This is a genomic window from Flavobacterium frigoris PS1 (assembly GCF_000252125.1).
Classification (GTDB): Bacteria; Bacteroidota; Bacteroidia; order Flavobacteriales; family Flavobacteriaceae; genus Flavobacterium; species Flavobacterium frigoris_A.
In genome coordinates this window covers 286,053-310,020 of the sequence record NZ_AHKF01000018.1, presented here as the reverse complement: position 1 = coordinate 310,020, position 23,968 = coordinate 286,053, and the positions used below count along the sequence as shown (strand labels likewise).

The following is a 23,968-nucleotide window of genomic DNA, read 5'->3' as shown; positions in this document are numbered from 1 at the left end:
TACTTTTTAATAAAAATCGACATTTACCGAAACTTTAATAGCTCTATATTGAGCAACTGCATCAAAACTATTCAACATTTTCTGAATAGTTTTTTTTGTGCCTGCCACTGAAATATTATGCGGAATTTTAATTATAATAATTCTTATATATTCATTTCTGATTCTGCTAATAGCTGGTTCCTCAGGACCAAGCACTGGCATATTCAAGTTTGAACTCATCACCTGGTAAAGCCACATGGCGCCTTCCTTCAACTTATCAAAATCTCGTTGCTTAAGCGTAAGTTTTATTATCCTAAAATAAGGTGGGTATTTGTAAATCTGCCTATCATATAACTGCTCATTGTACATACCCAGATAATCATTGTTTGTTACTTGCTGTATCGTATTGTGATTCGGATTATAGGTTTGAATAATAACTTTCCCTTGCTTTTCAGAACGTCCTGAACGTCCTGAAACCTGTACCATCATCTGAAAACTTCTTTCAAAGGCTCTAAAATCTGGATGATACAACATATTATCCGCATTCATGATACCTACCAAACTTACATTATCAAAGTCAAGTCCCTTGGCCAGCATTTGGGTTCCAACTAAAATATCGACATCTCTGTTTTTAAAACCTTCAATGATTTTTTCAAATCCAAATTTACCGCGAGTGGTATCCTGATCCATTCTACCAATCTTATTATCAGGAAACAACTCCATCAATTCCTGTTGGATTTGTTCTGTTCCAAAACCCTTAGTCGTCAAATCGACACTAGAACAACTATGGCACCGTGTAGGCTTAGCGATAGAGTAACCACAGTAATGACAGCGCAATTGATTTTTATGTTTATGATAAGTCAAACTTACATCACACTGTTGACAATGCGGAACGTGCCCACAGGTCATACACTCAAGTAAAGGCGAATATCCCCTCCTATTTTGAAATAAAATCACTTGTTCCCCTAATGAAACGGCAGTAGCAATCCCCTCAATTAAAGAGTCACTAAAATGCCCCTTCATTCTCTTGCGAAAATATTTATCTTTTAAATCTACCAGCTCGATTTCAGGCATCATCACTTTGCCATAACGTTCGCTAATTTCTACCAAGCCATATTTATCTGATTTGGCATTAAAATACGTTTCAATACTCGGCGTAGCCGAGCCAAGCAACACTTTTGATTTATGAAAACTAGCCAAAACTATAGCTGCGTCACGAGCATGATATCGTGGTGCGGGATCTACTTGTTTAAAAGTCTGTTCGTGTTCTTCATCGACAATTATAAATCCAAGATCATGGAACGGCAAAAACAAAGCTGACCTTGCTCCTATTATAATTTGTGCTTTCTCAGAGTTTCTCAGCACTTGTGTCCAAACTTCGACACGTTCATTATTATTGTATTTCGAATGAAAAACAGCTACTTTGTTTCCAAAATAAACACTTAACCTTGATACTAATTGTGTTGTAAGGGCAATCTCCGGCAATAAATACAACACTTGCTTACCTGTGGCGAGATATTCTTCAATCAACTTAATGTATATCTCCGTTTTTCCACTTGATGTCACCCCATGTAATAGACAAACTTCTTTCTGGATGAAACTGGTTTTAATCGCATCAAAAGCTTTTTGTTGACCATCACTTAACTGCAACTGCTCTTCTTTTGTTTTATCTGAAAAATTGACTCTATCTTCCTGTATAAAATAATCTTCAAAAATTTCTTTTTCTATCAACGCTTTTACGGTTGCCGGAGTAGAATTAGCAGCCTCTACCAACTTTTTTACGGTAATAGGTTTCTTTTCAGAGGCACTAAGCTGAAAAAAAGTTAACACGATTTCCTTTTGCTTATTGGCACTTTTTAACTTTTCCAACAACTCACCTAATCCTTCATTTGATTGATATTTAGAATGCAAACGAGCGTACCTGACTAACTTGGGTTTATAGCCTTCGAGCATTTCTTCCTGAAGAACCAAAATATTCTTGTCAATCAATTTTTGAATAACAGGAAAAATATTCTTCTTATTTAGAATAGCTACTATTTCTTGTATTTTTAGAGATGATTGCTGTTGTAGCGCCTGATATATCAAATATTCATCGTCAGAAAGTAGACTTTCATCAACAAAAACATCTGTTTTTTGAGAAATTATAGTTTCGCTTTCGAGTAATAACGCGCTAGGCATAGCACCTCGATATACATCACCTATTGCACACATATAATAGGATGCGATCCATTGCCAATGGGCAATCTGAATTTCGGTTACAATAGGCTTTTCATCAAGAATTTGATGAATTTCCTTAGCATCATATAATGTGGGTTGACTTTGATGGATATCAATAACCAATGCAGTGTAAATTTTGCTTTTTCCAAAGGGCACAGCTACACGCATTCCTTTATTGATGTAATTATATTCTGCCTCCGAAACGCTATAAGTGAATGTTTTGGCAAGGGAGAGCGGTAAAATTACTTCGGCAAAAAAAGGCATTCTCTGAGTATTGTGTGAATAAGATTAGTTTTTTTGAAACAGAAATTACTTAACCCTGTACCAATATTGAGTTCTACCTAATAATGCGAATCCAATATATCCGCGAACTTTAAGTTTATCTTTAGATTGTAAAACGATTGTACATTTGTAATGACGGCCATTTTTAGGATCCATGATCTCTCCTGAACTATATTCATTACCGTCCTTAGAAAGTCCTTTTATAATCGTCAATCCAAGAATTGGCTTGTTAGCATCCTCCCCAGAACAGTCTTTGCATAAATCTTTTTTGTGTTCAGTATCAAAAATCTCGATTACCTTTCCATATATTTTTCCCGATTTTTCGTAAATCTCAACGATTGACTTAGCCTGACCGGTTTCATCGTCTATGGTTTTCCATTTCCCAGTTACTCCATTATTTTGCGCATAGAACATTGAAGATATAAGTAATACTGCAACAGTAATAATCTTTTTCATAATTTATTTTTTTTTAGACCCGATAGCAGCTGCATCCTACACATCTTTTTGCGTGTATACAGCTAAAAGCAGGAAATAGCTTCCAATTTTTACCAAACTTAGCATAAAATTAGTGAAACCATTTATATTAAACCAATTTTATTTTTCTTTTTCAAGTTGGTTATTGCCAAATTCAACTCAAAACCAAGGAGCAAAATCATGCAGTTGATCCAAATGTAAAACATCAATATCAATAGCGTTCCTATAGACCCATAGAGCTGATTGTATTGAGAAAATCGCAACACCCAAATTCCAAAGAAATAAGAAATTATTATTGTAAAAATCGTTGTAAACACAGAACCAATAGAAATAAAAGACCTGCTTTTGTCATGTTTAGTTCCAAACTTGAAAAGTATTGATGTTGTCACAAGAATCATTAACAGCAAAAACACATATCGGCCTAATACGATTAAAGGAATTTGGTCGTTTAACACATTGTGAACAGTAAATTTTTGAATAAAAACCTCAAACACTACAATTATAGCTACAGTTAGAATGAGCAAAAAACTCAATATTATAGACATTCCTACTGCTACAAAATATTGCTGAAAAAAACCTCTTTTTACCAAAACGTGCCTCGAATTTTCAAATCCTCCTAAAATGGCATTTAATCCATTTGCCATCAGTAATATAGACAATAAAAAACCTGAAGATAGCAAACCTGAATGGCTATTGTGCAAAATATCATCTACGATATTCTCGATGGCGTAATAGGTGTTTGGCGGAACTCCTTCTGATACAAATTTTAAAAAGTCCTGCTGAAAACCTTCTATTGGAATATATGGAATGAGGTTAAATATAAACAGTGCAAAGGGAAATAATGCCATAAAAAAACTAAATGCAATAGAGCCAGCCCTATTTGACAAAGCGCCTTCAGCAATCCCGATAACGTATAATTCCAATAAATCATAAAGAGATAACCCTTCTAACCACTGCAATTTTACCCCTTTTAGAAAATGGGCCAAATCCCTCAAAATTGGAATTCTTTCGATTCTTTCTTCTATTTCTGCTGACATTGATTACACATTTTCATTAAAGCATTCCTGTTTTCACCGCAAAGTGTGCAGCTTTGCTCGTGAATTAATACAAAGATAATGTAAGTTAAATCGCTTTCAGACTTAAATCCATATTATAAATAGAGTGAGTCAGCGCTCCCGAAGAAATATAGTTGACACCACATTCAGCATAATTTCGTATCGTATCTTCATTGATGTTTCCAGACGATTCAGTTAAACATTTGTCGCCAATTAAAGCAACTGCTTTTCTTGTAGCCTCGTAATCAAAATTATCTAAAAGGATTCTGTAAACCCCTTCACAAACTAAAATTTCTTTGACCTCATCAAGGTCTCTAGCCTCAACAATGATTTTCAGATCCCGATTTTGTTCATGAAGGTACTTTTTAGTTTTGGCAATAGCCAAAGTAATTCCTCCCGCAAAATCAATGTGGTTGTCTTTTAGCATGATCATGTCATATAACGCAAATCGATGATTTTCACCTCCGCCCAGTTTTACCGCCCATTTTTCTGCAACACGAAAACCAGGAGTCGTTTTACGGGTATCTAATATTTTTGTGTTAGTACCTTCTAGTAATTTGACGTAACTGTTGGTTTTTGTAGCAATCGCTGACATACGCTGCATAGAGTTAAGCACCAACCTTTCTGCCTTTAAAATAGATTGTGAACTTCCCGACACATGAAAAACAATATCACCTTGATTAACCGCTGCTCCATCTTCAATAAAAGTTTCAACTTGAAGTTTGGGATCCACATAATTAAAAATCATTTTAGCAAATTCCACTCCAGCAATAATCCCTTCGTCTTTGACCAAAAGTTTTGCCTTCCCCTGAGCCGAAGCTGGAATACAAGCTAAAGAGCTATGATCACCATCGCCTACATCTTCTCGGATAGCATTTGCAATTAAAATTTGTAACTCGTCTTGAAACTGGGCTTCGCTTATCATTTTTACATGGATTTATCTACCGCTAAAGTAGGATATATTTTGTGGATTTGAAAATTTGTTTCTCTAAGGATTCGAGACTTTATGATTATATTCGCTTCTTAAAAAGAAATGTTTCTAAATAAAAGCGAATACATTTTCGATAAAAAAGTAAATAATATATCGTTTTATACAAATGTGCTCTTATAAAATTTTAGTAAGAATATAAAACAAGAGTGAAAATTTAATGAAGATAGCATGACTTTATTATTAAATAAAAAATAGCATTTTATAATTAGCCTAGTAACTGAGGGACCTCCTTTACGGAAATGTAAGAAATAAACATTAATTTAGTACCAAACTGCCGTCCTATGAACCAAAATATCCTTTTTGCTTTGAATCGCCTGAAAGAAAAACTTTGGCTCAGACCATTAATTTTTTGTGTTCTGTCTGTTTTCGGGGCGCTACTAGCCAGCATCGCAGATAGTAATAGTCATCTTAACGAAATAGTACCAAAAATCAAGACTGAATCACTTGAACAACTGTTAAGCACCATTTCAGGGAGCATGTTAGTGATTTCTATTTTTGCTGTAGGCTCCATGATATCTGCATTTTCAGCAGCGAGCAATACAGCCACTCCGCGTTCGTTTAAACTGATTACTGCTGATGATGTTTCTCAAAATGCTCTTTCTGTTTTCATAGGATCTTTTATCTACAGTATTGTAGCAATGGTTGCACTAAAAAATGGTTATTATGGCAAAGCAGGCCACTTCATCTTGTTTCTGTTCACTCTACTCTTTTTTGCTTTAGTAATCGTCACTTTTTTGCGCTGGGTTGAGCGTATTTCAAAGCTTGGGAGGATGGGACATACCATTAAGCTTGTCGAAGATGCCACCACCAATGCCATTAAAATGCGGCTTAAATTCCCCACCTTAAACGGTATTGCAATAAATCCCAATCAAGAGAAAGGCATGGCTATATATAGCGATACTGCAGCCTATGTACAGCAAATAAACATCTCCAAACTCCAAAAAAATGCTGAAACATTGGATGCTATTATCACGGTAAATGCGATTCCCGGAAGTTTTGCAACTTTAGACAAACCGTTATTCTATATCCTTTTAAAAAGCACAGTTTCAGAAATACCCGATTCTAAAGAACTAAAAAAAGCATTTACCATGGGAGATATGCGTTATTTTGATGAAGATCCCCGTTTTGGACTGATTACCTTAAGTGAAATTGCCAGTAGAGCTTTATCCCCTGCAGTCAATGATCCTGGTACAGCCATCCAAATCATAGGAAGCTACGTTCGTTTGTTTTCATTATGGGATAAAACCTCTGCAGATAAAGATCCTGATAGAGATATTTACGATCGGATTGCAGTACCCGAGATTAGTATTGATGATTTATTTATAGATGCCTTTAGACCTATTTCTAGAGACGGTGCTGGAAACATTGAGGTAATGATTCGTCTTCAAAAAGCCTTCAGCTCCATTTCAATAATTGATAATATTGATTTGAAAAAAGCCTCTTTATTACATTCTCAAGAAGCCTTTGCAAGGGCCAAACTAGAAATGAAATATGAAATAGATCTGGAAGTATTAAGAAAAGAATCTTTATTTACCTAACAATTATAAAATCAAAGTTCTAGTTCCAATCACCCTAACTGAATATATCGATGAAAGAAAATAAGAATACTTCCCAAAATAAAAAAAGTCTTTTTTTGCTGAGCCGCGGCAACCGACTACTGTTTTCAAGGGAGATAAAAGGGATAGCAATCAGTTTGTTTCTATTACTTTTCTCGACTGTATCATTTTCACAGGACGATAGCCTCAATAAACAAAATGATTCAGTTAACACTTCGCTAATACGAACGTTCAATAAAAAACTAACTGTAATAGAAGGACAGCGAATTAGTGATTCTATTAAGAGAGTAGCTCTTGAATCACAACTCCTGTCTTTAAAAACGACCGACAACCTAAAAAAGGAAGAGTTGCAAAAACAACTGCAATCTTTAAATGAGAAAGAATCCAAACGTTTGACAGAAAAGAAGGCTCAAATTGATTCTATGCGGCTTACCGCCAAAGGCTATCCTGTAACAGGTTTTTTTAATGATACTTTGTTTACTATATACAGCAAATTGGGAAGCTTTTCAGCAAAAGACAGAGCCGATGCAATTAGCACTAGAATAAAAACCCTTTCGGACCACTATAGCTTTAAAGCTGATTCTTTAAAAATTACTGAGGCTGAAACAACAGTTGATTTAGTTTATGGCGAAAGCATTATTATGAGTGTTTCAGAAAATGATGCGCTCTGGAACAACTCTACTAAATCAGTGCTCGCCAAAAAATACCAAACACTAATTGACGAAGCAGTAGACAACTACCTAAAAGAAACAAGCTTAACAACACTGGCAAAAGAGATTGGGTTAGCCTTGCTCGTTCTAATCATCATGGGTATATTAATCAAATATGTAAGAAAGTTTTTTCTTTGGACGGCCTCTAAAATCAAACATCAGGAAGGCAAACGAATCCATGGAATAAAAATCAGAAATTTCACTCTATTCGATTCCAGCCAACAAGTAAATGCGCTACTTAATATAAACACAATTTTGAAATGGATTTTCATATTGCTACTAGTATATATTGCTCTACCTATTCTTTTTGGAATTTTCCCATGGACCAAGGATTTTGCAGGAACACTTTTTGGTTACATTTTAAATCCCCTGAAAGCAATTATAATTGGATTTTGGAATTACTTACCTAATCTCATTACAATACTGGTTATCATCTTTGTTTTCCGATATGTGCTAAAGGCAATCCGATTCCTTAAAGATGAAATTGAAAAGGGAAATTTGGAGTTATCCGGCTTTTATCCAGATTGGGCTAACCCGACATACCAAATCATTCGGGTTATTGTTTTTGCATTTATGGTAGTGGTGATTTTTCCTTATCTTCCCGGAAGCGATTCACCTATATTTCAAGGAGTGTCCGTTTTTCTAGGGTTCCTATTCACCTTTGGTTCAGCAGGATCTCTATCTAATATTATTGCCGGTTTAATTCTTACTTATATGCGATTATTTAAAATTGGTGATCGAGTGAAAATTGGTGATGTGGTAGGTGATGTTATCGAAAAATCATTATTGGTAACCCGAATCAGAACCATTAAAAACGAAATCATTTCCATTCCTAACTCAACAGTTATGGGCAGTCATACTATAAACTACAGCAGTGATGCACCAGAAAAAGGTCTGATTATCCATTCCACAATAACTATTGGCTATGATGTGCCATGGAAGGATATGCATCAGGCACTAATTGATGCAGCTTCAAAAACAGACTTAGTTCTGCAGGAACCAAAACCATTTGTCTTACAAACCAGTTTGGATGATTTCTATGTATCCTATGAAATTAATGCTTACATAAAAGAGCCCAACAAGCAAGCGGTAATTTACTCGACGCTACACCAAAATATCCAGGATATTTGCAACGAAAGAGGTATTGAAATAATGTCACCACACTATCGTGCTGCCAGAGACGGAAACACTTCAACAATTCCCGCAAATTATCTTGGTAAGGAATATAGAGCTCCCTCTTTTAATGTGAACTTTAAAAGTACCATACAAGATAAGCAGTAAAATCGTCAAGCATGTAATCTGAATTAGACGTAAAAATGCGGCAATAGCTGTGGTATTTTTACGTAAAATATAACCCATAATAAAAACTCCATTTTTTTTAATCTTATAATCCATTATCTTTGCCACCGTTTTAGAGTGAATTGAAAGTTAAAGGATTAAGATTGACCCAAAATCACTTTCTACAAAAAAACAGTTATCGACTAAACCCAACCTATGAAAATATATTTTGCGCTTCTTTTTTCCGCTATACTAAATCTTGGCTACGCTCAAACAGCTAATACTTATTTTGAAAAAATTAGAAATAACGAAGCTGAGCTAACTGCTTTCTTTTCTCAAATGCCTAAAGGGGGTGATTTACACCACCATTACAGTGGATCTATTTATGCAGAGCCTATTTTGGAAGATGCAATAAATGAAGATTTCTACCTGAATACTGCAACCATGCAAGTCCTTAAGGAGAAACCTTTAGACGGGAATTGGGAATTATTTTCAACATTAAAAAGTCAGGGGAAATTAGCGTATTACAAACAACAAATAATGGAGAAATGGTCCGTTAAGGATTATAATAATGTTGATTATCCTTCCGATAAGCTGTTTTTCGAATCCTTTGATAAGTTTAGTCCTGCAATTGTTGGTCACTTTGGAGAAGGCTTACTAGAATTAAAAAATAGAGCCATTAAGGAAAATGTAAGTTATATAGAAACGCAGTTATCTACAATACCTAGCACTATCAATGTCGATGAGCTGACGGATTATAATCAAAAATTGAGGCAATTGGCAGTTAACAAAGATGAAGATGGAATTAACCAACTTCTAGATTCCCTATATAGTACATTACTTCAAAAAGGAGCTCCATCCTATGCGGAAGACTTCAATACTAATTTTGTTGCCAAACTCCACAACAACCTAAAAATTGACGATGCACGTTTTACGATGCGATACCAAAATTTTGTGTTGCGATTTATGGAACCCGTAGATTTATTCAAGAACTTAGTGGTTGCTTTTATTTCTGCAGATAGTAGTCCCCTTATAGCAGGTGTTAATATCGTTTCACCGGAAGATGGCGAAACCTCCATGAGAGATTATTGGTTGCAAATGGTCATGTTTAACTATTGCCATAGCCGCTACCCTACTGTTAAATATTCTATGCATGCGGGCGAACTTACCTTAGGATTAGTACAACCCGAAGATCTTACTTGGCACATTAGAGATGCGGTTTATACTGCGGGAGCATACAGAATTGGTCATGGAGTAGATCTTGCCTATGAGGAAAACCCTTATGAACTCTTGCGTTATATGGCAAAAAACAGCATCGCAATCGAGATTAACTTAGTGAGCAATGAGTTTATTTTAAAAGTAAAAGAGAGCCGTCATCCATTCTCATTGTACAAGGAATTTGGTGTCCCTATTGTAATCAGCACAGATGATGCGGGGATATTGAGAACTAATATGACGGAACAATATGTCTTACTAGCCAAACGATACAAGAACGTTTCATATGCAAACATCAAACAATACGTTTACAACAGTATCTATTACAGTTTTATAAAAGATGAGACGGTTAAAAAACAATTATTAGAAGATCTTGATCTTCGATTCAATGCTTTTGAAGCTAATTTTCCAATAAAATAAAACAGAATGAACATCAAACTTATCGCTATTGGCAAAACCGATAATAAAGCATTACAATCTTTAATTGACGATTACACCAAACGTTTGTCTTTTTACATCAAGTTTGATTTAGATATCATTCCAGATATTAAGAATGTAAAAAACTTATCTGAAAGCCAGCAAAAAGAGAAAGAGGGTGAATTAATCTTGGCAAAACTAACACCTACAGACCAACTTATTTTATTGGACGAAAACGGGAAAAATTTCTCCAGTGTAGGATTTTCAGAGGAATTGCAAAAGAAAATGAATTCAGGTGTAAAGACTTTAGTTTTTGTTATTGGAGGCCCATATGGCTTCTCGGATACAGTTTATGCCAAAGCACAAGGAAAAATTTCACTTTCACTGATGACCTTTTCTCACCAAATGGTGCGTCTGTTTTTTATCGAACAGTTGTATCGCGGTTTCACTATTTTAAAAAACGAACCCTACCATCACCAGTAAAAAAAAGTTTCAGATTTTCTTTATTTAGAGTTTCAAGTTTAGAATATGAAATTTTCAGTAGTTTGTAATTTGATTGAATGAAGGAAAATAATATTTTTCACATAAGAATCAAATGACATTTCTTCATCAAAACACAATTGGTATCTATTTGAATTATCAGCCATTTTTTTAAGATAATTGTCTAGCTCATCTTGTTTCACAATCACATGATCTACTAGAATTTCATTCTTTTTATTAAAAAAAATGCTGATTCCAATTGGCTTCTCTAATTTATAGTACACTTTCGTAAAAGGAATAAAAGCCATATTCTTACCAATACTATCAGCATACGAATAATAATTCTCGGCTTTTTCGTTTTTATGCGCCTTTTCTTTTCGCTTCTTATCTTGCAATTTCATCACTTCAGGGATTACAATTCGCAAAGGCAAACGCTTGTCTATATTGAAGATCCAATTGGTAGTAATGATGCTGTTTTTCCTATTGACTTCAGCCAAAGTATCTTTCTCATTTGTTCTAAAAAAAATATAGATTGGCGAATGATCTTCTATATTACTAACAATAGTTCTATCAGCTTTTGGTAATACTATGTCTTCCTTATTTCCACAAGACATTATAAGAAAAAGAACAATCAGGCTTATATATTTCATCATTATAAATTTATTTTATTAAACAACGTAACAGACTCCATAGCCTCTTTTACATCGTGAACACGTACTATTTTTGCTCCCTTAGTCAAAGCAATTGTATTTAAAACCGTTGTCCCATTTAAAGCTTCAGCTGAACTGATGTCCAAAGATTTCGTAATCATTGATTTTCTTGAAACACCTACCAATAAAGGCAATTCTAGCATTTCGAATAACTCCAATTTTTGAAATACCTCATAATTTTGTTCCAGGTTTTTGGCAAAGCCAAATCCAGGATCGATTATCAAATCATTTATACCCAAACTTCTGGCTTTATGAATTCTCTCTGAAAAGTAGAAAAGCATTTCTTTGACGATATCGTCGTAATTAATCATATTTTGCATCGTTTGCGGCGTTCCGCGCATGTGCATCATTATGTAAGGCACATTAAATTTCGCAACCACTTCCATCATCTTCTCGTCTAACATTCCTGCTGAAATATCATTGATCATTGCCGCACCATTTTTAATACAGGCTTCAGCCACAGCGCTCCTAAAAGTGTCAATGGAAAGTACTGCTTCTGGGTAGTGTTTGAGGATTGACCGCACCACTGGAACTATTCTGTCAAGTTCTTCCTCTTCGCTAACGAAATCGGCATTGGGTTTACTCGAATATCCTCCAATATCAATAAATGTAGCACCATCAAGTAGCATTTTTTCTACTTGAGAAAGAATTTCACTTTCTCCTGATGGTCCGGGCCTATACTTTCCACCATCAAAAAATGAATTGGGGGTTACATTCAAAATTCCCATTACTTTGGGAGTTGCTAAGTCTATCAGTCGGCCTATGCAGTTAATAGTCATTTGTTTACAATTTTATGGGCTTCAAAATTCTACATTCAAAAAAAAATATGCTATTTTTGAGAAAATTTTTAGACAAATATACATCAATAATGAAGAATACTTCTCAAGAATACGATCAGGTAATTGCGATTTGTCGTTCGCTCTTTATCAACAAAATGACTGATTATGGAAGTGCATGGCGCATACTTAGATTGCCTTCATTAACTGATCAAATATTCATAAAAGCACAAAGAATCAGGAGCTTACAGGAAAATGAAGTTCGTAAAGTGAACGAAGATGAAACGGGTGAATTCATTGGAATCATCAATTATTCTATTATGGCTTTAATCCAATTAGAACTTGGAGTAGCAGACCAACCAGATTTAGATGTAGAAAAAGCTACCCTATTTTACGATTCCAAAATCAAAGTTACCAAAGAGTTGATGGAAAATAAAAATCATGATTATGGAGAAGCTTGGCGCGAAATGCGAGTGAGTTCACTAACCGATCTAATTCTGCAAAAACTACTTCGTGTTAAACAAATTGAAGACAATAAAGGAAAAACAATCGTTTCTGAAGGCATCGAGGCTAACTATCAAGATATGATCAATTACGCTATTTTCGCTTTGATCTTAATGGGTTTCGGTAAATAAAATTAAACAAAATATGAAAAATATAATTACTCAATTTTCAAGAATATTCGTTGGCTTACTATTTATTATTTCAGGATTAATTAAACTGAATGATCCAGTAGGTTTTTCTTATAAACTGGATGAATATTTCAGTGAACCTGTTTTCAACCTGCCTTTTCTAGTTCCATTAACTTTAGGACTTGCCTTATTTTTGGTAATAGTAGAAGTGGTATTGGGCGTTATGCTACTCATTGGTTACAAATCAAAATGCACGATTTGGAGCTTATTATTAATGATTGGCTTTTTTACATTTTTAACCTTTTATTCTGCTTATTTTGATGTAGTTAAAGACTGTGGTTGTTTTGGCGATGCATTGCATCTTACCCCTTGGCAATCCTTTACAAAGGATATTATTTTATTATTTTTCATTCTTATTCTGTTCATCAATAAAAAATTAGTAAATCCTTTATTTGCAAATGCTGTCCAAAACATGATTACCTATGCAAGTATAATTCTTTGCATGTTCATGGCAGTTTGGGTACTGAATCACTTGCCAATAATTGACTTTAGAGCCTATAAAGTAGGTGCAAACATCGAAAAAGGAATGGAGATTCCTGAAGGTGCTCCAAAATCAGTAGTTGAAATGATTTTCATATACAATGTAAATGGAGTTGATACAGAATTTACTGAAAAAGACTTAATGGCAATTCCAGAAGGCGCTACTTTTGTGGATAGAAAAGACAAAGTAATTACTGAAGGATATGTTCCTCCTATCCATGATTTTACAATGGTAAAAGAAGATTCAGATTATAAAGAAGAATTACTGCAAGAGCCGAAACTACTACTGTTTGTAACTTACGATTTAGCTACGGCAGAAGAAGCTGGAATGCTAAAATTGGAAAAGCTAAAGCAAGAAGCTAAAGCCAAAGGGTATAAAGTTATAGGAATGACCGCTTCATCTACGAAGTTAATTGCCAAAGCACGAAAAAAATACGGTCTTACTTTCGACTTCTACTTTTGTGACGCAACTACTTTAAAAACTATTGAAAGAGCAAATCCAAGTATAGTTGTTCTTGAAAAAGGAACAATTAAACAGAAAGTGCATTACAATGACATTAAAAAATTAGACCTATAAATAGTCGTAAATCGACACATTATTATCAGAGGATTTAATTTACACTTATGATTACAAGACAGACGACTTTCGACTTAAAAAAGAAATGCTAAAATACTTTCTAAATAAAATTGGCTATGCACTGCTTACTCTATACGGAGTGATTACGGTAATATTTTTCTTGTTTAATGTTTTGCCAGGCGATCCTGCGAGAATGATGTTAGATCAGAATGAAAATTCAGAACAATTAGCTTTGATTAAGAAAAAGTATGGTTTTGACAAACCCATTTCGACACAATATTTATACTATCTCAATGACCTTTCACCTATTTCTATTCATAGCAATAGTGAATCAGATTACACCTATTTAAGTGAGGGGAAATACAATGCGGCTACCCTTTTTAGTATTGGGCAAAATGAACTTGTAATCAAGACACCCTATTTAAGGGAAAGCTTCCAGAAAAGCGGTAAAAAAGTATCTGATATTATTGGAAATACGTTACCCAACACAGCTATACTAGCCCTTTTTGCCATTGTGATCGCCATTGTTTTTGGTGTTATTTTCGGTATCATTTCAGCTTTATACAAAGACACATGGATTGACCGGTTAATTGCATTAATAAGTACTTTAGGAATGAGTATCCCTTCTTTCTTTAGTGCCATTTTATTTGCTTGGCTCTTTGGCTTTGTATTGCAAAAATACACACACTTGAATATGACGGGTAGTTTATACGAGGTGGATGATTTTGGCGAGGGAAGCTACATCCAATGGAAAAACATCATTTTACCAGCAATTGTGCTTGGAATACGTCCATTGGCTGTTGTAATTCAATTGATGCGAAATTCCTTGCTGGAGACTTTCGGACAAGATTATATTCGTACTGCCAGAGCTAAAGGTTTATCTGAATTTAAAATCATCAGAAAGCATGCTTTAAAAAATTCATTAAATCCAGTAGTAACCGCAATTTCTGGATGGTTTGCCTCTATGCTTGCCGGAGCCGTGTTTGTGGAATTTATTTTTGGATGGAATGGATTAGGTAAAGAAATTGTAGAAGCATTAAATAACTTAGACTTGCCTGTCATTATGGGCTCCGTACTTATCATTTCGACCACTTTTGTAGTAATAAACATTCTGGTGGATATTATTTACGCGTATCTGGATCCGAAAATCAGACTCTCATAGTCCCAAAAACGGATATTTTTTGTTTGTTTTAAAAATTAAATTATTAATAGTAAGAAAATAAGGATCAATGTAGACCCAACTACAACGATTTCAATTTCAATTTCATCACTAAAACAGGGCCTTTTGTGATTATGATCCCGTATATTCAAAAAAAAAAAATCTATAATCCTCAATCAAATTGTTTGTTTAACTTTGTTTAAAATATAAAAAATGAAAAAAATATTTGCTTTATTTATAGCATTCGCTACATTTTCTTGTACCAATGCCCAAAAAACTAGCTTTTCAAAAGAAGCATTGTCAGAAACATTATTGACTACTTCTGGAAGTCAGCTTCCGTTTCAAGACGTTTTAAAAAAGCATGAAGGAAAAACAGTCGTAATTGAAGTTTGGGCTTCGTGGTGTGGAGATTGTATAAAAGCTATGCCAAAAATAAAAGAACTTCAAGCGAATAATCCTGATGTTGACTTTGTCTTTATTTCGATGGACAAAACAGCTGAGAAATGGGAAATAGGAATCGATAAACACCAACTTAAAGGTGACCACTATATGGCTAATGACCAAATGAAGGGAGTCTTTGCAAACTCGATCGACCTAGATTGGATACCAAGATACATCATAGTAGATAAAACAGGTAAAATTGCCTTGTACCGCGCAATAGAGACTGATTTTGATAAAATCAACAAGACCTTAAAAAAATTAAAATAAAGAACTAAAAACGAATAACTAAACATAACACTTACTGAAATGAGAAAGAAGATTGTAGCTGGAAACTGGAAAATGAATAAAAATGCAGAGCAAACCGAGGATCTATTAAACGAATTAATAGAAAAAATGCCAACGGAAACTGACGTGCAAGTAATCGTAGCACCTACTTTTGTGAATTTGGCTTCAGCAGTAGACCATTTAGAATTTATTAATATTGATGTAGCAGCTCAAAATGTACATCAAGCTGAAAGTGGTGCTTATACAGGAGAAATATCTGCTGATATGTTAAAAAGTGTTGGAGTCGACATAGTGATCCTTGGACACTCAGAGCGAAGAGCTATCTTTCACGAAACTGACGCATTGATTGCAAGTAAAGTAAACACTGCATTAGAACATGATATGACAGTAATATTTTGTTTTGGTGAAGAGTTGAAAGACCGTCAATCCAAAAACCATTTTAATGTTGTTGAAAATCAATTGCGAGATGGTTTATTTCAAATAGAAGCTAAAGACTGGGATAACATTGTACTGGCATATGAGCCAGTTTGGGCTATTGGGACAGGCGAAACTGCTTCTCCGGAACAAGTACAAGAAATGCATGAATTTATCAGAGAAACAGTTCGTAAAGCTTTTGGAAGCGATATTGCTGAAGATGTTTCTATTCTTTATGGCGGTAGTGTAAAACCAGACAATGCTAAAGAAATCTTCTCTAACCCAGATGTAGACGGAGGTCTTATCGGTGGAGCTGCATTAAAATCAGATGATTTCATAGCAATTGTTAACGCAATTTAAAATTAAAAACTAGTTTAGAAAAAAGCGATAATTCATTTTATCGCTTTTTTTATTTTTATATTATTCCATAAAAGAGAAAGAGTACCTTTGCAAAAAAAATACATATGTCAAATATTTATATTGGTTACCATTTTAACATTGAGCCAAAAGAACTAGGATCGGAAATATTGATTGCTGAACTAGGCGAAAAAGCATTCGAAAGTTTTACTGAAACTGCAACGGGTATATCTGCTTTTGTTCAAAAAGACTTATGGGATGAAACGATTCTAGAGGATATCTATATTCTGCAATCAGAAGAGTTTAAGATTGATTATACTTTTGAAGAAATAGACCAAGTCAACTGGAATGAAGAATGGGAAAAGAATTTTGAACCAATAGATGTAGAAGGAAATTGTCACGTACGTGCTCCTTTTCATCCAAAAACCGATGCGGAATTTGACATTCTTATTGAACCGAAAATGAGTTTTGGAACCGGTCATCATGAGACAACACATATGATGATTCAACATTTACTGGAAACCGATGTTACTGGAATGAAAGCGCTTGATATGGGTTGCGGAACAGCAATTTTAGCAATTCTTGCCGAAATGAAAGGTGCACAACCAATTGATGCCATTGACATTGACAATTGGTGTTATTTGAATTCAATAGAAAATGCAGAACGTAATGATTGCCATCACATCACTGTTTATGAAGGCGATGCAGAACTATTGAAAGGAAAAAAATACGACTTGATTATTGCAAACATTAACCGCAATATTTTATTGAACGACATGCAAAGTTATGTTGATTGTTTGAATCCAAAAGGAACGTTACTTTTAAGTGGTTTTTATGAACAAGACATCCCTTTCATTGATGCATCCTGCACTGAAAAAGGTTTGAAATATGTTAAAAAGTTCGAAAGAAACAATTGGGTTTCATTAAAATACGTAAATTAGTACAATAAAATTGGATTAGCAAAGCTGCTCCATTTCAGAATAAATTTAGCAAAAAAAATTAGAATTATAAAGAGTATAATACTGTATTTAAAACCTACAAAATTTTACTTTTTGTATAATAAAAAACAAGTCAAACTATATTTTTATTTAACTCCCAAAATTATTTAAAGATGAGTACAAAAGAGAAAACAAGAGAGAAGGTCAGTTTAAAAGAGGTGACATCAATAAATAACGAAATTATAGTTTATAATGATGATGTTAATACTTTTGACCACGTCATAAATACCTTAATGCGTGTTTGTGATCATACACCTGAACAAGCAGAGCAATGTTCATTGATAGTCCATTACAATGGAAAATGTACGGTAAAAACGGGTCCACTTGACAAACTAAAACGCCAATGCAGCCAACTGCTTGAAGCGGGACTAAGTGCTGAAATTGTTTAAATTAAAAGAATAATTTCGTTTAAGAGGAATTTTTTTAAAGATAATTTAAAAAATATTCTAATTTATTCTATATTTGAATAAATTAGAATATTTTTTTTATGGAAGAATATGGTAAAATATTAATTATAGCGATGCCGCTTTTTTTGGTATTGATTATAATTGAAAAGATTTATGGGTCATATAAAGGAGAAGACAGTGTCCCCTTAATGGATGGCGTATCAAGCGTTAGTTCCGGTATTACAAATGCTGTAAAAGACGTTTTAGGGCTTAGTATCACCTTCATTTCTTATGACTGGATGGTCTCTAAAATAGGATTATTTACTTTAGAAGCTGATGTGCTTACCTATCTTGTGGCCTTCGTCATTATCGATTTTTATGGCTATTGGAATCATCGTATAGCACACCAAGTTAATTTTTTCTGGAATAAACATGCCGTACATCATAGCAGTGAAGAGTTTAACCTTGCTTGCGCCCTGCGCCAGTCCATATCAACTTTCATAAATCTTTTTACTTTTATATTGATTCCCGCTGCCCTAATAGGTGTTCCGGCCAAAGTCATAATCATAACACTGCCAATTCAATTATTCCTCCAGTTTTGGTACCATACAAAACACATTAAGAAAATGGGGATTCTAGAGAAAATACTAGTCACTCCGTCACATCATCGTGTGCATCATGCCATAAATGCCGAATATATTGATAAAAACCATGGGCAGATATTTATTTTTTGGGATAAATGGTTTGGCACTTTTCAAGAAGAACTAGAAACAGTGCCTCCTGTATTTGGTATAACGAGACCTGCTAGCACCTGGAATCCTATAAAGATTAATTTTCAACATCTTGCGCTATTGATCTCTGATGCTTGGCGCGCTGAAAAATGGAAAGACAAATTGACCATTTGGTTCAAACCAACAGGATGGCGTCCAGAAAATTTTGAAGAAAAATATCCTGTAAATAAAATTACCGATGTCTACAACTTTGAAAAGTACGGTTCCGAAAGTTCTTTAAACCTTACATATTGGTCGATGGTGCAAGCTTTGATTACTTTAGTTATTGTTGCTTTTTTATTCAATAACATAGGCAATATCGGTTTACCTAATATTTTTATTTATGGCTTATTTATCTTTTTAACTATTTACAGTTATACGGAGTTAATGGATAAAAGTAAATATTCAATCTATTGGGAAAGCTTCCGCTTTTTGACCGCTATTAGTGTACTTGCCTATTTTGGAGATTGGTTTGGTCTTAATTCACATTTCCCAATTGTCAATTATTTGATTATCGGTTATTTGTTTATTTCACTAGCCATGAACTTTTATTTTGTGTTTTTTGAGTTCAGAGTAAAAAAAGGAATACTTATTAATTCATAACCAAAATATGAAAAACGAACTGCTATTAAAGAGCTATCTGGGTATAAGCTTATTTTACCTTCTAATTATACTTTTAGGTCAGGAAGAGATTGCTTGGTTCCTAAAGCCATTTTTAATCCCTTTTCTACTGTTAGCAGTATTTTTTAGCGGCAGTTTTCCATCAAAAAAATTCCTTTTGACAGCCTTAACTTTTTCATGGATTGGAGACATTATTCTCCTTTTTGCAGATCGAGACGAACTTTTTTTCATAGTGGGTCTGATTGCCTTTTTAATATCGCATATTGTCTATATATTACTTTTTAATAAACAGTTAAAATACAAAAATCGAAAAAACAAGGCTGTCTTCTGGATTGGTGTTACTGTTATAATCGTGTATTTATTTGTTATGATTTCTATTCTTTTACCAACGTTGGGAGATTTAACGCTGCCTGTTTTTGTTTATGCCTTAGTCATTTCAACCATGCTTTTATTTGCCCTAAAAGGTTTTTTAAACTGGGAAAAGTCGGGAAGTTGGTATATTTTGATAGGCGCGATTGCTTTTGTTAGTTCTGATAGTATTTTGGCTTTCAATAAGTTTTACTCCTCTATTGTAATGAGTTCTTTTCTAATTATGGTCACTTATTTAATTGCTCAATACTTAATTGTAGTAGGGATTTTAAAATTAAATCAAAAAAAATAGCATCCTCTTTTTTAAGAAATGCTATTTTAAATGATGAAAAAGATAGTGTTAATGAGGCAATTTGTCTTTGAACACTCCATATATATAAGTGCCTAATAAAGCTCCAAAAAGAACAATCAGAATACTCCAGAAACCAGCTCCAAGCAAAATAAATATTGGTCCTGGACAAGAACCCACAAGAGCCCAGCCTAGTCCGAAAAAGATCCCTCCAACCCAGTAGCGAATCGATCCCGATTCTTTATCTGCGATCTCAATAGACAGTCCTTTAATGTCTTTTACTTTTCTTCTTTTTATAATTTGGATTCCAATTATTCCTGTACCTATTGCTACCATTATTATTCCATACATATGAAAAGATTGAAACTGGAACATTTCATAAATTCGATACCAAGAAACTGCTTCTGACTTTGTTAATACAATTCCGAAAACAAAACCAACTAATAAATATTTTAATATTTTCATTTTCTAAAAAATTAAAGGGAATATAAAATAAGCCATAATCAAACCACCTATAAAAAAGCCAATTACCGCTTTTAAAGAAGGGACTTGTAAATTACTCAATCCAGAGATAGCGTGTCCCGATGTACATCCACCGGCGTAACGTGTACCAAAACCAATTAGAATACCACCTATCAGAAGTATAAGTATACCTTTAGGAGATTGAAAAACAGGAGTGCCAAAAAGCGCATCAGGAACCAATTTTCCGTTTGGTGCATCAATTCCCAACTGCGCTAATTGTGCAATAGTTTTTGGGTTTATGTCAACATTTGAAGGACTACTCATAAAATGAACCGCCACAAAACCACCTAACATAGCACCTACGACAACAACTAAATTCCATCGTTGTTCTTTCCAGTCAAAGTCAAAAAAAGCAGTACGCTTACCCGCTCCCATTATCGAACACATGGAACGCAAGTTTGATGACATCCCAAAAGTTTTACCGAAATAGATTAGACAAAGCATAATCATTCCAATCAAAAAACCGGATACATACCAAGGCCATGTTTGAAAAATAATCTCCATATTTAATTTTAATTTTGGCAAAAGTAAGGATTCTCTATTTTAAAAATAGAACAAACCAATAACAAATATTGATGACAGCTGCGATAGCCTTCCTAGTTCTGATTATATTTGTAGTAATAAAAAATTAGACTCGCACACCAACTTATACCAATTACATGAAAAAAACAATGCTTTTTATTGCTTCAATATTCTTATTTACTTCTTGTATTAGTACCAAGTCGACTATAAAAAATATTGATGACAATGCACCGCTTCCACAGCTTAGTAAAAACAATACTTTTGTCCTTACAGAATATAGTAAGGATCCAAAATATGGATATGACAAGGATTATCCTATCAATGTTTTCTATTACAGCACGAGGAATGAGACAGTCAATCAAGAACGTTTTTTAAATGCTTTGGCAGGGCCTAAAGGACAAAAAATAACCTTTGTCAAGATAGAAAGCTGCTGCCCGTTTCCTACAAAGAGAAGTGAAATGGGAGCTGGATTCTTAGATGTTTATGAAGTGAAATGGGATGGCATTAAAAAGCCTATCTTATTGTATATGAATATCTATGAAAAGGGCTTTCTAAAAGTGCCCGTTGGTTTTAGTTTAAAGAAAATTAATTAAAAGCACAGTCCCCTAGCCCTGATAGCAGCGAAATCCTTCTTGTTTTTTCTTTAAAAACAAGAAGATTAAAGCGGATAGCAGGAATTAGCTCCTGTTCATACTGTTCTTAGCTATAAAAAATATAAATTGTAAACCGTAAATCGCAAATCATAACTACCTTTGCAGCTTTAAATAATACAACTATGAACATACAAGATATTCCACAAATTAAGTATACTGATAGCGGCAATTTCTTTTTGCTTGCTGGACCTTGCGCCATTGAAGGTGAAGAAATGGCAATGCGAATTGCTGAGAAACTGATAGGAATCACCGATAAATTACAAATACCTTTCGTTTTTAAGGGTTCTTTTAAGAAAGCAAATCGATCAAGAATTGATAGTTTCTCAGGAATTGGAGATGAAAAAGCGCTTAAAATACTGAGAAAAGTATCTGAAACTTTTAATGTCCCTACCGTTACTGATATACACACTAATGAGGATGCTGATTTAGCTGCCCAATATGTGGACATATTGCAAATTCCAGCTTTCTTGGTACGTCAAACTGATTTAGTAGTGGCTGCGGCCAATACTGGAAAAGTAGTTAACTTGAAAAAAGGACAATTTATGAGTCCAGAAAGCATGAAGCATGCAGTACAAAAGGTTTTGGACTGTAGCAATGAAAATGTAATGGTTACGGATCGTGGAACCATGTTTGGATATCAAGATATGATTGTTGATTTCAGAGGAATTCCTACTATGCAACAATATGCGACGACAGTACTTGATGTAACACATTCTTTGCAACAACCCAACCAAACTGCAGGTGTAACAGGTGGAAGACCAGATATGATTGAAACCATTGCCAAAGCAGGAATTGCCGTAGGTGTTGATGGAATTTTTATCGAAACTCATTTTGATCCCGCTAATGCAAAAAGCGATGGTGCAAATATGTTGCATTTGGACTATTTTGAAGCTTTAATGACCAAACTTGTGGCCATCAGAAAAACGGTAAATTCATTTTAAATCTAGCCCTTTTGAAGATAAATAAAAGAGCCACGCATTGCGTGGTTCTTTTATTTTGAACAAATCCTCAAACCCATCCTACTTAAATTAAAATTTTCAAACATAATTTTAGAAAAAAACAAAATTTAATCTTAAATTCGAAAACATATTCCGTTTTAATATAATACAAAGTAAATGAAGACTATAAAAAAAACAAATCCTGATTTAGGGGAAGTATATCACTTCGATAATTTTTTTAATATCTCAGCCGATTTTATTTGTATTGCAGGATTTGATGGGTATTTCAAGAGGATAAATCCCGCTGTTTCAAAATTATTAGGCTATTCAGATGAGGAATTGTATGCTAACCCAATAAGTAGTTTTGTTTACGAACCAGACCTTAAAATTACTATCGAAACCAGAGAGCAGGTGTATAAAAACAAGCCGCTTTTAAATTTCGAAAATCGATATTTAACTAAAAGCGGAGAGATAGTTTGGTTGTCTTGGACATCAATGCCTATCGAGTCTGAACATTTAATTTATGCAATTGCTAAGAATATCACACATAAAAAAAGAGTCGAACAAGAAAGAAATTTACTTCTTGCTAATCTTACCCAAATTAATAAGGAACTTACCGTTCGATCACACAAAACATCCCATGATTTAAAGTCTCCTATTAATAACATGCTTTCCGTTTTTAGCCTTATCGATATTTCTAAAATCAACGATCCGGAAACATTGGAATTAATTAACATTCTTAAATTAACAAGTGAAAATTTAAAACAAACTTTAAACGATTCGATAGATGAATTGGTTGAAAATGAGAATATAAATACCCAAATCGAAGAAGTAAACTTAAGTGAATCTCTTAATGAAGTACTCGCCTCCATAAATTCTCTGGTACATGATTCAAAAGCAATTATAAATATTGACTTTTCAGGCTTTGAGAATGTTACTTTTAACAAAGCGTATATTAAAAGTATTTTTTTGAATTTATTAACCAACTCTATTAAATATTCAAAACCACATCATGTGCCCATTATTAATATCCAATCTAAAGAAGTCAATGGGGTGAAACAGTTAATTTTTTCTGATGAGGGGTTAGGTTTTGATATGGATAAGGTAAAAAATAAGATTTTTGGGCTGTATGAAAAATTCCACACTAATGTGGATAGTACTGGCATTGGTCTTTATTTAGTTTACAATCATGTCACCAATCTTGGCGGCCACATCAGAGTCGAGAGTAAAATAAATGAAGGTGCCGAATTTATCATAACATTTAGAGCCTGAAATAAAAAGAGTCGTTTAGGCTAACATTGAGTTTTTTTGCGAATTAAAGAAGCGTTGCAACAGAAGTATTTAACCGTTAAAGT

General features: G+C 34.0%; 24 protein-coding genes. 16 read left to right on the top strand and 8 right to left on the bottom strand.

The annotated features are described in order from the left end of the window. Nucleotides 1-6 precede the first annotated feature (6 nt). From priA to nadC, 4 genes are all read right to left on the bottom strand, one after another. Nucleotides 7-2,460: a primosomal protein N' gene (priA, locus tag HJ01_RS10095; RefSeq protein WP_007138292.1), complete on the bottom strand. Its 2,454-nt coding sequence runs from the start codon at nt 2,458-2,460 to the stop codon at nt 7-9. A gap of 45 nt (nt 2,461-2,505) precedes the next feature. Next, a complete protein-coding gene (locus HJ01_RS10090) occupies nt 2,506-2,934 on the bottom strand; it encodes a DUF2147 domain-containing protein (protein WP_007138291.1) in 429 nt (142 codons plus the stop codon). A 122-nt stretch (nt 2,935-3,056) separates the two neighbouring features. Next, the gene (locus tag HJ01_RS10085) at nt 3,057-3,989 is read right to left on the bottom strand and encodes a YihY/virulence factor BrkB family protein (RefSeq protein WP_007138290.1); all 933 of its coding nucleotides are present in this window, start codon (nt 3,987-3,989) and stop codon (nt 3,057-3,059) included. An 85-nt stretch (nt 3,990-4,074) separates the two neighbouring features. Beyond that, complete coding sequence (gene nadC, locus HJ01_RS10080; RefSeq protein WP_007138289.1) at nt 4,075-4,932, bottom strand: carboxylating nicotinate-nucleotide diphosphorylase; 858 nt, start codon at nt 4,930-4,932, stop codon at nt 4,075-4,077. Nucleotides 4,933-5,279: 347 nt separating this feature from the next. Here nadC and HJ01_RS10075 point away from each other — a divergent pair, with 347 nt between their 5' ends. From HJ01_RS10075 to rlmH, 4 genes are all read left to right on the top strand, one after another. Beyond that, the gene (locus HJ01_RS10075) at nt 5,280-6,536 is read left to right on the top strand and encodes a DUF2254 domain-containing protein (RefSeq protein WP_007138288.1); all 1,257 of its coding nucleotides are present in this window, start codon (nt 5,280-5,282) and stop codon (nt 6,534-6,536) included. Between the two features lie 50 nt (nt 6,537-6,586). After that, a complete protein-coding gene (locus HJ01_RS10070; RefSeq protein ID WP_007138287.1) occupies nt 6,587-8,545 on the top strand; it encodes a mechanosensitive ion channel family protein in 1,959 nt (652 codons plus the stop codon). A 213-nt stretch (nt 8,546-8,758) separates the two neighbouring features. Continuing rightward, on the top strand, nt 8,759-10,177 hold the full coding sequence (locus HJ01_RS10065) for an adenosine deaminase (RefSeq protein ID WP_007138286.1): 1,419 nt from the start codon (nt 8,759-8,761) through the stop codon (nt 10,175-10,177). 6 nt (nt 10,178-10,183) lie between these two features. Further along, nucleotides 10,184-10,657 carry a 23S rRNA (pseudouridine(1915)-N(3))-methyltransferase RlmH gene (rlmH, locus tag HJ01_RS10060; RefSeq protein WP_007138285.1) on the top strand — a complete coding sequence of 158 codons (474 nt, stop codon included), beginning with the start codon at nt 10,184-10,186 and terminating at the stop codon, nt 10,655-10,657. A gap of 38 nt (nt 10,658-10,695) precedes the next feature. Here rlmH and HJ01_RS10055 read toward each other — a convergent pair whose 3' ends face one another. Together HJ01_RS10055 and folP are read right to left on the bottom strand one after the other, a co-directional pair. Continuing rightward, entirely contained in the window at nt 10,696-11,307 is a 612-nt protein-coding gene (locus HJ01_RS10055; RefSeq protein WP_007138284.1) for a hypothetical protein, read from the bottom strand. After that, nucleotides 11,307-12,143: a dihydropteroate synthase gene (gene folP, locus HJ01_RS10050; protein ID WP_007138283.1), complete on the bottom strand. Its 837-nt coding sequence runs from the start codon at nt 12,141-12,143 to the stop codon at nt 11,307-11,309. Before folP ends, HJ01_RS10055 begins: the two co-directional genes overlap by 1 nt. A gap of 89 nt (nt 12,144-12,232) precedes the next feature. Between folP and HJ01_RS10045 the strand changes: the two genes are divergently transcribed. The 9 genes from HJ01_RS10045 (at nt 12,233) to HJ01_RS10005 (ending at nt 19,981) form a co-directional block, all read left to right on the top strand. Beyond that, on the top strand, nt 12,233-12,775 hold the full coding sequence (locus HJ01_RS10045) for a DUF1599 domain-containing protein (protein ID WP_040473907.1): 543 nt from the start codon (nt 12,233-12,235) through the stop codon (nt 12,773-12,775). 13 nt (nt 12,776-12,788) lie between these two features. Beyond that, a complete protein-coding gene (locus HJ01_RS10040; RefSeq protein WP_007138281.1) occupies nt 12,789-13,889 on the top strand; it encodes a BT_3928 family protein in 1,101 nt (366 codons plus the stop codon). Nucleotides 13,890-13,974: 85 nt separating this feature from the next. After that, nucleotides 13,975-15,051 carry an ABC transporter permease gene (locus HJ01_RS10035; RefSeq protein WP_007138280.1) on the top strand — a complete coding sequence of 359 codons (1,077 nt, stop codon included), beginning with the start codon at nt 13,975-13,977 and terminating at the stop codon, nt 15,049-15,051. Nucleotides 15,052-15,261: 210 nt separating this feature from the next. Continuing rightward, nucleotides 15,262-15,756, top strand: a complete 495-nt coding sequence (locus HJ01_RS10030; protein WP_007138279.1) for a TlpA family protein disulfide reductase — start codon at nt 15,262-15,264, stop codon at nt 15,754-15,756. Nucleotides 15,757-15,795: 39 nt separating this feature from the next. Further along, nucleotides 15,796-16,548 carry a triose-phosphate isomerase gene (gene tpiA / locus HJ01_RS10025; RefSeq protein WP_007138278.1) on the top strand — a complete coding sequence of 251 codons (753 nt, stop codon included), beginning with the start codon at nt 15,796-15,798 and terminating at the stop codon, nt 16,546-16,548. 104 nt (nt 16,549-16,652) lie between these two features. After that, on the top strand, nt 16,653-17,486 hold the full coding sequence (gene prmA, locus HJ01_RS10020; protein ID WP_007138277.1) for a 50S ribosomal protein L11 methyltransferase: 834 nt from the start codon (nt 16,653-16,655) through the stop codon (nt 17,484-17,486). 170 nt (nt 17,487-17,656) lie between these two features. After that, on the top strand, nt 17,657-17,932 hold the full coding sequence (locus tag HJ01_RS10015; RefSeq protein ID WP_040473843.1) for an ATP-dependent Clp protease adaptor ClpS: 276 nt from the start codon (nt 17,657-17,659) through the stop codon (nt 17,930-17,932). Nucleotides 17,933-18,030: 98 nt separating this feature from the next. Beyond that, complete coding sequence (locus HJ01_RS10010) at nt 18,031-19,302, top strand: sterol desaturase family protein (protein ID WP_007138275.1); 1,272 nt, start codon at nt 18,031-18,033, stop codon at nt 19,300-19,302. 7 nt (nt 19,303-19,309) lie between these two features. Then, a complete protein-coding gene (locus tag HJ01_RS10005) occupies nt 19,310-19,981 on the top strand; it encodes a lysoplasmalogenase (protein ID WP_007138274.1) in 672 nt (223 codons plus the stop codon). A 48-nt stretch (nt 19,982-20,029) separates the two neighbouring features. On the opposite strand, the gene HJ01_RS10000 is transcribed toward HJ01_RS10005, so the two are convergent. Continuing rightward, a complete protein-coding gene (locus HJ01_RS10000) occupies nt 20,030-20,443 on the bottom strand; it encodes a DUF6691 family protein (RefSeq protein WP_007138273.1) in 414 nt (137 codons plus the stop codon). Between the two features lie 3 nt (nt 20,444-20,446). After that, the gene (locus HJ01_RS09995) at nt 20,447-21,004 is read right to left on the bottom strand and encodes a YeeE/YedE family protein (RefSeq protein WP_040473842.1); all 558 of its coding nucleotides are present in this window, start codon (nt 21,002-21,004) and stop codon (nt 20,447-20,449) included. Between the two features lie 155 nt (nt 21,005-21,159). Between HJ01_RS09995 and HJ01_RS09990 the strand changes: the two genes are divergently transcribed. The 3 genes from HJ01_RS09990 (at nt 21,160) to HJ01_RS09980 (ending at nt 23,885) form a co-directional block, all read left to right on the top strand. Continuing rightward, the gene (locus HJ01_RS09990) at nt 21,160-21,615 is read left to right on the top strand and encodes a hypothetical protein (protein WP_007138271.1); all 456 of its coding nucleotides are present in this window, start codon (nt 21,160-21,162) and stop codon (nt 21,613-21,615) included. 182 nt (nt 21,616-21,797) lie between these two features. Continuing rightward, a complete protein-coding gene (kdsA, locus tag HJ01_RS09985; protein WP_007138270.1) occupies nt 21,798-22,616 on the top strand; it encodes a 3-deoxy-8-phosphooctulonate synthase in 819 nt (272 codons plus the stop codon). A 174-nt stretch (nt 22,617-22,790) separates the two neighbouring features. Beyond that, complete coding sequence (locus tag HJ01_RS09980; protein ID WP_007138269.1) at nt 22,791-23,885, top strand: PAS domain-containing sensor histidine kinase; 1,095 nt, start codon at nt 22,791-22,793, stop codon at nt 23,883-23,885. The last annotated feature ends 83 nt before the right edge of the window (nt 23,886-23,968 follow it).

What these genes read in the sequence shown, in the direction of transcription:
- priA (WP_007138292.1), bottom strand. Translation starts at nt 2,460, where the DNA reads ATGCCTTTTTTTGCCGAAGTAATTTTACCGCTCTCCCTTGCCAAAACA.
- HJ01_RS10090 (WP_007138291.1), bottom strand. Translation starts at nt 2,934, where the DNA reads ATGAAAAAGATTATTACTGTTGCAGTATTACTTATATCTTCAATGTTC.
- HJ01_RS10085 (WP_007138290.1), bottom strand. Translation starts at nt 3,989, where the DNA reads ATGTCAGCAGAAATAGAAGAAAGAATCGAAAGAATTCCAATTTTGAGG.
- nadC (WP_007138289.1), bottom strand. Translation starts at nt 4,932, where the DNA reads ATGATAAGCGAAGCCCAGTTTCAAGACGAGTTACAAATTTTAATTGCA.
- HJ01_RS10075 (WP_007138288.1), top strand. Translation starts at nt 5,280, where the DNA reads ATGAACCAAAATATCCTTTTTGCTTTGAATCGCCTGAAAGAAAAACTT.
- HJ01_RS10070 (WP_007138287.1), top strand. Translation starts at nt 6,587, where the DNA reads ATGAAAGAAAATAAGAATACTTCCCAAAATAAAAAAAGTCTTTTTTTG.
- HJ01_RS10065 (WP_007138286.1), top strand. Translation starts at nt 8,759, where the DNA reads ATGAAAATATATTTTGCGCTTCTTTTTTCCGCTATACTAAATCTTGGC.
- rlmH (WP_007138285.1), top strand. Translation starts at nt 10,184, where the DNA reads ATGAACATCAAACTTATCGCTATTGGCAAAACCGATAATAAAGCATTA.
- HJ01_RS10055 (WP_007138284.1), bottom strand. Translation starts at nt 11,307, where the DNA reads ATGATGAAATATATAAGCCTGATTGTTCTTTTTCTTATAATGTCTTGT.
- folP (WP_007138283.1), bottom strand. Translation starts at nt 12,143, where the DNA reads ATGACTATTAACTGCATAGGCCGACTGATAGACTTAGCAACTCCCAAA.
- HJ01_RS10045 (WP_040473907.1), top strand. Translation starts at nt 12,233, where the DNA reads ATGAAGAATACTTCTCAAGAATACGATCAGGTAATTGCGATTTGTCGT.
- HJ01_RS10040 (WP_007138281.1), top strand. Translation starts at nt 12,789, where the DNA reads ATGAAAAATATAATTACTCAATTTTCAAGAATATTCGTTGGCTTACTA.
- HJ01_RS10035 (WP_007138280.1), top strand. Translation starts at nt 13,975, where the DNA reads ATGCTAAAATACTTTCTAAATAAAATTGGCTATGCACTGCTTACTCTA.
- HJ01_RS10030 (WP_007138279.1), top strand. Translation starts at nt 15,262, where the DNA reads ATGAAAAAAATATTTGCTTTATTTATAGCATTCGCTACATTTTCTTGT.
- tpiA (WP_007138278.1), top strand. Translation starts at nt 15,796, where the DNA reads ATGAGAAAGAAGATTGTAGCTGGAAACTGGAAAATGAATAAAAATGCA.
- prmA (WP_007138277.1), top strand. Translation starts at nt 16,653, where the DNA reads ATGTCAAATATTTATATTGGTTACCATTTTAACATTGAGCCAAAAGAA.
- HJ01_RS10015 (WP_040473843.1), top strand. Translation starts at nt 17,657, where the DNA reads ATGAGTACAAAAGAGAAAACAAGAGAGAAGGTCAGTTTAAAAGAGGTG.
- HJ01_RS10010 (WP_007138275.1), top strand. Translation starts at nt 18,031, where the DNA reads ATGGAAGAATATGGTAAAATATTAATTATAGCGATGCCGCTTTTTTTG.
- HJ01_RS10005 (WP_007138274.1), top strand. Translation starts at nt 19,310, where the DNA reads ATGAAAAACGAACTGCTATTAAAGAGCTATCTGGGTATAAGCTTATTT.
- HJ01_RS10000 (WP_007138273.1), bottom strand. Translation starts at nt 20,443, where the DNA reads ATGAAAATATTAAAATATTTATTAGTTGGTTTTGTTTTCGGAATTGTA.
- HJ01_RS09995 (WP_040473842.1), bottom strand. Translation starts at nt 21,004, where the DNA reads ATGGAGATTATTTTTCAAACATGGCCTTGGTATGTATCCGGTTTTTTG.
- HJ01_RS09990 (WP_007138271.1), top strand. Translation starts at nt 21,160, where the DNA reads ATGAAAAAAACAATGCTTTTTATTGCTTCAATATTCTTATTTACTTCT.
- kdsA (WP_007138270.1), top strand. Translation starts at nt 21,798, where the DNA reads ATGAACATACAAGATATTCCACAAATTAAGTATACTGATAGCGGCAAT.
- HJ01_RS09980 (WP_007138269.1), top strand. Translation starts at nt 22,791, where the DNA reads ATGAAGACTATAAAAAAAACAAATCCTGATTTAGGGGAAGTATATCAC.